Origin of the sequence: Actinomadura sp. KC345 (genome assembly GCF_004348515.1) — a bacterium.
Lineage (GTDB): Bacteria > Actinomycetota > Actinomycetes > Streptosporangiales > Streptosporangiaceae > Spirillospora.
Window position 1 is genome coordinate 1 of sequence record NZ_SMKH01000361.1, and the last position, 7,076, is coordinate 7,076.

Consider the following 7,076-nt stretch of genomic DNA (forward strand, 5'->3'; position numbering starts at 1 on the left):
GCTCATGATCGAGCGAGACGTCCGACGGGCACCAGAGGGAAAACCCTCGCCTCATCTCAGGCGCCAGATCGCGGATGGCTGCTGGGTGCGTCCGGGGTGATCGCATACGAGCGGGTGGGGCCACGAGCGCGCGGAGTCCAGGGTTTTCCCTCTGGCGGCGGCCGGTCCCTGCCCCGAGGATGACAAGCCGGAAACTCCCGCACGCCGCCGCGCGGGAGCGGCGGCTGCTGCTGCGGTGGCGGCGCGCGTCCCGGCACCGGCGCCGCAGCGTCGCGCCGGTCATCGTGTGCACTCTCGCCGCCATCGTGTTCGGGGTGGCCGGATGGGTGTCCGCCGCGGCGGGCGTGCCGGACGGGCACGCGTTCCGGCTCGCGGCGGATCTCGGGCTGTACCTGGCGGTCGCGCTGTGGCCGGTGGGGTACCTGGTGGGGCTTGCCCGCGCGCGGATGCAGCGTTCGGCGGTCGCGGACCTGGCGATCGCGTTGAGCGAGCCGCTGGCACCCGGACGGGCGCAGCAGGAGCTGGCGCGCGCACTGCGCGACCCGACGCTTCAGCTGGTCCACTGGATGCCCGAGCACCGCGGGTACGTGGACGTCACCGGGGACCGCGTTTCGCTGCCGGGTCCGGGGAGCGGCCGGGCGGTGACCGTGCTGAGGTCGGAGGGGGCGCCGGTCGCCGCGCTCGTCCACGATCCGGCGCTGGACGACGATCCCGGGCTGGTGCCGGCCGTGGCGGCGACCATGCGGCTGGCGATCGAGAACGAGCGGCTGCACGCCCGCGTGCGGGCGCAGCTGTGGGAGGTCCACGCGTCCCGGGCGCGGATCGTCGAGGCGATGGACACCGGCCGCCGCCGGATCGAGCGCAACCTGTACGACGGCGCGCAGCAGCGCCTGGTGAACCTCGTGCTGGCGCTGCGGCTGGCCGCGACTCGGATGGACGGCGGCTCCCACGCCCGCACCACGATCGAGCAGGCCGTCGAGGAGCTGGAGGCGGCCCTGGAGGAGCTGCGGGAGCTGGCGCGCGGCATCCACCCGGCGATCCTGACCAACGCCGGGGTCGGCCCGGCGCTGGAGTCGCTGGCCGAGCGGGCGCCGCTGCCGGTCGTGATCAGCGGGGTGCCGGGGCGCCGCTTCACGCCGCCCGTCGAGGAGACCGTGTACTACGTGGCCTCCGAGGCGGTCGCCAACACCGCCAAGCACGCGCGGGCGGTCGCAGGTCGCCATCGAGATGGCGGAACGCGACGGCCGGCTCCACCTGTCCGTGGCCGACGACGGCGTCGGCGGCGCCCGCGTCGACGGCCTCGGACTGCGCGGCCTGGCGGACCGGGTCGCGGCCGTCGGCGGCCGGTTCCGCGTCGAGAGCCCGCCGGGCGCCGGGACCCGCCTGGTGGTGAACCTGCCGTGCGGCTAGTCCTCGCCGACGATTCGCTGCTGTTCCGCGAGGGCCTGGCGCGGCTGCTCACCGAGGCCGGGTTCGTCGTCACCGGCCAGGCCGCCGACGCCGGACGGCTGCTCGACCTGGTCCGTGCGGCCCGCCCGGACGTGGCCGTCCGGGCCGACGCTTTGGAGCGGGGGGTCGCGTCGCGCTCAGGTCGCGTCCGCGGTGGGTGTGTGGAAGTACCTTCTGCTGTTCGCGCGCCATGATTTCCGCATGGTGGCGTCATGTTCGTGTGGGTGGGGGGCGAAGGGCGAGGATCTGCCCGCCCGCGCGGGCCGGCGCCATGGTCGCGCGCCGGTCCTCGGCGAGTTGGACCAGCCGGGCGGAGGTGTCGGCGAACAGCACCAGTTGGCGGGCGGTGCAGGGGCTGAGCGGCTCGGCGCCCGGCCGTCCGAGGACGGCGAGGACTCCGCGGGTCGCCTCGCCGGTGTCCAGCGGCAGGATCAGGATCGGCCCGGCAGGCAAGGCGCTGAGCGTCTGGTCGGCGACGATCCGGGCGGACAGGGCCCGGCGGGAGATGTACGCCCGGCCGAGCATCGATCGGCCACTGCGCACCGTCAGCCCGCGTATCCGGTTGCTGCCGGCACCGACCGCGACATCGATCCGCAGGGTGTGGGCTTCTTCGGAGGGAAGGGCGATGAACGCCAGCGGGACGCCTGCCATGGCGCGGGCCTGCTCGGATACGAGCTTCAGCAGGCCGGACAGCGCGGTTCCGTTCAGGGCCGCTGCCATCAGGTCGAACGACGCGGCCAGCCGCCGCCGGTCGGCCGGGCCCCGGGACGTGTCCGGTGGCGGCCCCCAGACGGCCGCCGGTAGGTCGTTACCGATCCATGTCGTCATCGCTGACTCCTCCTCCGGGCGCCAGGGTCGCGCAGTGCGACGTTCAGGCGTTCCCGCAGGAATGGGGCGGAGGCGACGTCGAGTTCGCCGCTGATGGCGATGACGGAGTGGTCGGTGAGCCGTTCGCGGATCAGGCCGACGGACCCGGCGCAGGGGCCGGCCGGCCGGGCGGGGTGATGTTGCGGCGTCATGGCGCCGGACCTGTCTGGGCCGGAGGGCCCGAGTATCGAGAAACCAGGGGGACGCGGGCTTGCCGCCCGAATCAAGAAGACCCTCGTCGCGACGAGTCTACGCCCTCGCTTTGCCGGCGCGCCGTCCGTGAGACTCCCTCCGGCTCTGGTTCCAGTGCTGAAACCAGACGCCCAGAGGCGCGATAGCAGCCTGAGGGGCGAGCGCGTATCGTGCCGTCCACGAGGCGCCTCGGTGCCGGTCCGCGTGCGGGGGACCGTCCTATGTTGAAAGGGAGGGCTTTCGAACCTGGGAGATGACGCTCATGAGCGAAGTGTGGATCTCGGCCACCGACGGCTGCGACTTGATCCGTGCCGAGGCGATCGTGATGCTTCGTATGGACGGGACGGGCCGGTTGACCGCGCAGCTCCGCGACCAGGCGAAGGTCAACGTGACGCTGCTGGAAGGGTCCTCGGGCACCGGCCACCCGCCCGCCGACTTCCACCGCCGGCTGATCCGGACGATGGCCGAACTCGCGGACTCCAGCGGTACGCAACTGATCCGCGCCCAGCACCAGAACGACGAATGGCGCTGGGTCAGCGAGCCGCTCTGAAGACGTCGGCTCGGCCGGCGGGACGGGGTGATGCCGCATGGCGGTGGGCGGGCCCGTCCCCCGACGCGCGGGGCGGCGATACCGCCACGGTCGCGGTGTCCGGGGGAGTTGCGGGCCGGCCGGTTCGAAGGACCAACGTTGAGGACTGGCTGGGCCCGACGGTCCGCGCCTGTGGTGTTCGCGGCGAACCCGAGGGGGAATGGGGCAGGTAGTCCGATCGGGGGGATGAGCATGGCCGGGCAGGTGGATGATCGGCCGGACACCGTTCATGATCGCTTGGTGGAGGCGATGAACTCCGGCGTTCTGGCCACCGACGAGCGCGGCCGGATCACGGCGTGGAACCCGCGGGCCCGGGACCTGCTCGGCTACACCCGCGAGGCGGTGCTGGGAAGGTCGATGCACCGGCTTCTGCACCGCGACGCCGACGGGCATGTGCCGCCCGAACGGGACTGCCGCCTCATGCGTGCGCTGCGCACCGGGGTCCCCGACCACGGGGAGGGCCAGCGGTTCGCCCACCGGGACGGGCGGCTGGTGATGTGCTCCTGGTCGTCAGCGCCGATCTACACCGGAGACCAGGGCCGAAGCGGACCCGCGGGCGGGGTGGTGGCCGGGCTGGTCATCGTCTTCCAGGACGCCGCCGACCGGGTCGCGGTCGAGCGCGAGCGGCGCGACCAGATGGCCCGGGTACGGCGGGCCAATTCCCGGCTGAGGCTGGTCGCCGAGATCACGACGGTGCTGTCGTCCACGCTGGACGAGAAGGAGGTGCTGCGGCGGCTGGTGCGGCTCGTGGTTCCCGCGCTGGGGGATTGGGCCGAGGTCGATCTGCTGATTCCCGACGGCCGCGTCGAGCGGGTGGCCGCGACGCACCACGAACTCTCCGCCGCCGACCTCGCCGGGCTTGAGGGGCCGCTCCCGCCACTCCCGCGAGTACCGCGCGGACCGCTGGCCCGGGTACTGCGCGGCGGCGCCACGGTCGTGGTCGGCCGTGAGGCCGACGTGCGATCCGACGAACCCCTGGACGCCGCCCGGCGCGAACTCTTCCAGGTCATGGACGCCCAGAACGCGATCATCGCCCCACTGGCCGCTCGGGGCGAGACCTACGGCGCGCTGACCCTGGGCTACTCCCGTCCAGGACACGGCTACGGTCCGGACGACCGGCTCGTCGTCGAGGACGTCGCGCGTCGCACCGGCCTGGTTCTGGCCAACACGCGCCTTTACGCCGAGCAGCGCAACACCGCTGAGGCGATGCAGCGCAACCTGCTCACGCCCCTGCCGCAGCTGGGCGATCTGCGGCTGGAGGCGCGCTACGTGCCCGCGGCCCAGGTCACCTGGGTCGGCGGCGACTGGTACGACGCGTTCGCGCTGCCCGACGGCGCCATCGGACTGGTCATCGGGGACATCGTGGGCCACGACCTGAACGCGGCGGCCCGCATGGCCCAGATCCGCAACATGCTCCGGGCCCTGGCCTGGGACATGGCCGCGCCGCCCGGCACCGCGCCGCCCAGCACCGTGCTGGCCCGCCTGGACGGCGTCATGGCCGCCGTCAGCGACGCCGAACTCGCCACCGCCGTGTTCGGCCGCGTCGAAGAAGCCCCAGATGGGCGATGGCGCCTGCGTTGGTGCAACGCCGGCCATCCACCGCCGCTACTGATCACCTGCGACGGCGGCACGCATTTCCTGGACGAGCACGGACCGCTCCTCGGCGCCCCCGACATCACCGGGGCTCGCCCCGACGGATCCCGTGTCCTACCGCCCCTGTCCACGCTGCTGCTCTACACCGACGGCCTGATCGAAACCCGCGACACCGACCTGTCCGACCGCCTCACCAGCCTCCGCCGTCACGGCTCCCACCTGGCCCAGCTCCCCCTCCCCGACCTGTGCGACCGGCTCCTGGAGCGCATAGAGCCCAGCGGCGAGGACGACATCGCGCTCCTCGCCCTCCGCACCCCCGCCTGACGGCCACGCTCGCGCACCCCCGCTGCCCGGCGATCGGATGGCGTGGCGAGCAGATGTTCGCGCAGTGCCGGGGCGGAGGCGATGTCCAGGTCGCCGTGCAGGCCGACGATGGTGTGGCCGGGACGTCCGCGGGTGGGCAGGGCGCCTTTGGCGGCGATCTGGCCGTGGCGGACGGCGGTGAACCCGGCATAGCCGACGTACCAGGTGTGGCGGTGGATGAGGTGGTGGGTGCGGCCGGTTCGAGAGCCGCCTGGGCAACCGCGCGGCCGGTGGCGCCCGGTCGGCGGGCGTCATCGAGCACCGCGGTCCGTCCGGAGGGTGGGCGACGCGCGCGTACACTGCGGGCACCCGGCGATGACGGGCACCCGCGCTCGCGCCCGACCCGCCACGTCGGCAATCCCGGCCGGTGGAGCGGTCCTGATCTTCGCACCCCGTGGACCGTGACCGGATGCGCCCGCCATGCCCTGTGGCGGCAACGCTGAACCCGTCCGGTGGGACGGTCCGGACTTCCACCGGTCAACGATCGGAGATTCATGTCCACCCGAAGCCATGCCGGAGGGTACGCATCGTGCCCTCGCCGTCCCCGTGTCCCGACCGTCCGTTGAACGGCGGCGGAACGCCGACCGGCCCGACGCTCGGAGTCACCGCGCGATCGGGCAAGGAGAACGAGCGCCGGCAGCCGATCCACCCGCTGCACCTCGTCCGGCTCGACCCCGCGCTCCGCTCGCGCGTCTATCTCGAACGCGGATACGGCGAACGATTCGGTGTCCCGGACGAGCGCCTGGCGCCGCATGTCGCCGGGCTGCTGCCCCGGGACGAGCTCATCGCCCGCTGCGACGTCGTCTTGATACTCAAACCACGACCCGACGACCTCAAGCGAATGCGTCCTGGTCAGATCCTGTGGGGGTGGCCGCACTGCGTCCAGGACCCGGAGATCACCCAGCTCGCCATCGACAGGCGGCTGACGCTGATCGCGTTCGAGGCGATGAACCACTGGACGTCCGATGGCGGGTTCGCCCTGCACGTCTTCCACAAGAACAACGAACTCGCCGGGTACTGCTCGGTGCTGCACGCCCTCGCCCTGACCGGTGCCACCGGGGCCTACGGACGGCGGCGGCGCGCCGCCGTCATCAGCTTCGGTGCGACCGCGCGGGGCGCGGTCACGGCCCTGAACGCGCACGGTGTCCATGATGTCCACGTCTTGACGCAGCGGGGCGTGAGCGCGGTCGGCTCTCCGATCCACTCGGCCCGGATCGTCCACTTCGAGCGCGACCCGGACGATCCGGCCCTCACCCGGGTCCTCACCGACGACGGCCTGGTGCCGGCCGCCGCCTTCCTCGCCCGGCACGACATCATCGTCAACTGCGTCCTTCAGGATCCCGGCGACCCGCTCATGTTCGCCACCGACGGCGACCTGCCGCTCTTCCCCTCAGGCGCCCTTGTCGTCGACGTGTCCTGCGACGCGGGAATGGGCTTCGAGTGGGCCCGCCCGACCTCGTTCGACGATCCCATGTACACGGTCGGCCGCGATGTCCGCCATTACGGCGTGGATCACAGCCCGTCCTACCTGTGGGACTCGGCGACCTGGGAGATCAGCGAGGCGCTGCTGCCGCATCTGCGCGCGGTCCTCGACGGCGCCTCAGACCAGGGGACCGGCGAGACCATCGAGCGCGCCGTGGAGATCCGCGACGGTGTCGTCCAGAACCCCGACATCCTGTCCTTCCAGCGCCGTTCGCCCGCCTACCCGCACTCCCGGCTCTGACGGCTCCGGACCGTCTGCCGCACGGGCGCGGCGCCGGGCTCGACGCGTTCGACGGCGGCGATCAGGCGGTCCTCGCCGAACTGCTCCCCGCCGGCGGTGTGCTCTTCGATGAGGCCGTCGGCGGAGGCCAGGAGGGGAGGGGTGCGCCCGGCAGGATTCGAACCCGCGACCGTCGGATTAGAAGTCCGATGCTCTGTCCAGCTGAGCTACGGGCGCCCGGCGCCCGGCGGGACGCCGGGACACAGTGTAAGGGGGAGGGGTCTCCGGCTCCACTTCTATAACCGCCTTACCATGCGGAAG

The 7,076-nt window shown here is 72.7% G+C and carries 6 protein-coding genes and 1 tRNA gene; 4 read left to right on the forward strand and 3 right to left on the reverse strand.

The genetic code is table 11. The features are described 5' to 3' along the window. Nucleotides 1-179: 179 nt before the first annotated feature. The gene (locus tag E1281_RS35265; protein ID WP_165959242.1) at nucleotides 180-1,643 is read left to right on the forward strand and encodes a histidine kinase; all 1,464 of its coding nucleotides are present in this window, start codon (nucleotides 180-182) and stop codon (nucleotides 1,641-1,643) included. Between the two features lie 16 nt (nucleotides 1,644-1,659). Here the strand turns inward: E1281_RS35265 and E1281_RS35270 are convergent, their stop codons facing one another. Further along, a complete protein-coding gene (locus E1281_RS35270) occupies nucleotides 1,660-2,277 on the reverse strand; it encodes a hypothetical protein (protein WP_131884040.1) in 618 nt (205 codons plus the stop codon). Beyond that, nucleotides 2,274-2,468, reverse strand: a complete 195-nt coding sequence (locus E1281_RS35275) for an STAS domain-containing protein (protein ID WP_131884041.1) — start codon at nucleotides 2,466-2,468, stop codon at nucleotides 2,274-2,276. The genes E1281_RS35270 and E1281_RS35275 overlap by 4 nt, the downstream gene beginning before the upstream one ends. Before the next feature lie 302 nt (nucleotides 2,469-2,770). Between E1281_RS35275 and E1281_RS35280 the strand changes: the two genes are divergently transcribed. From E1281_RS35280 to E1281_RS35290, 3 genes are all read left to right on the forward strand, one after another. After that, the gene (locus E1281_RS35280; protein ID WP_131884042.1) at nucleotides 2,771-3,058 is read left to right on the forward strand and encodes a hypothetical protein; all 288 of its coding nucleotides are present in this window, start codon (nucleotides 2,771-2,773) and stop codon (nucleotides 3,056-3,058) included. 231 nt (nucleotides 3,059-3,289) lie between these two features. Further along, nucleotides 3,290-5,014, forward strand: a complete 1,725-nt coding sequence (locus E1281_RS35285; protein WP_279433681.1) for a SpoIIE family protein phosphatase — start codon at nucleotides 3,290-3,292, stop codon at nucleotides 5,012-5,014. 601 nt (nucleotides 5,015-5,615) lie between these two features. After that, the gene (locus E1281_RS35290; RefSeq protein WP_207943689.1) at nucleotides 5,616-6,776 is read left to right on the forward strand and encodes a N(5)-(carboxyethyl)ornithine synthase; all 1,161 of its coding nucleotides are present in this window, start codon (nucleotides 5,616-5,618) and stop codon (nucleotides 6,774-6,776) included. 142 nt (nucleotides 6,777-6,918) lie between these two features. On the opposite strand, the gene E1281_RS35295 is transcribed toward E1281_RS35290, so the two are convergent. Further along, nucleotides 6,919-6,992, reverse strand: a tRNA-Arg gene (locus tag E1281_RS35295). Between the last annotated feature and the right edge of the window lie 84 nt (nucleotides 6,993-7,076).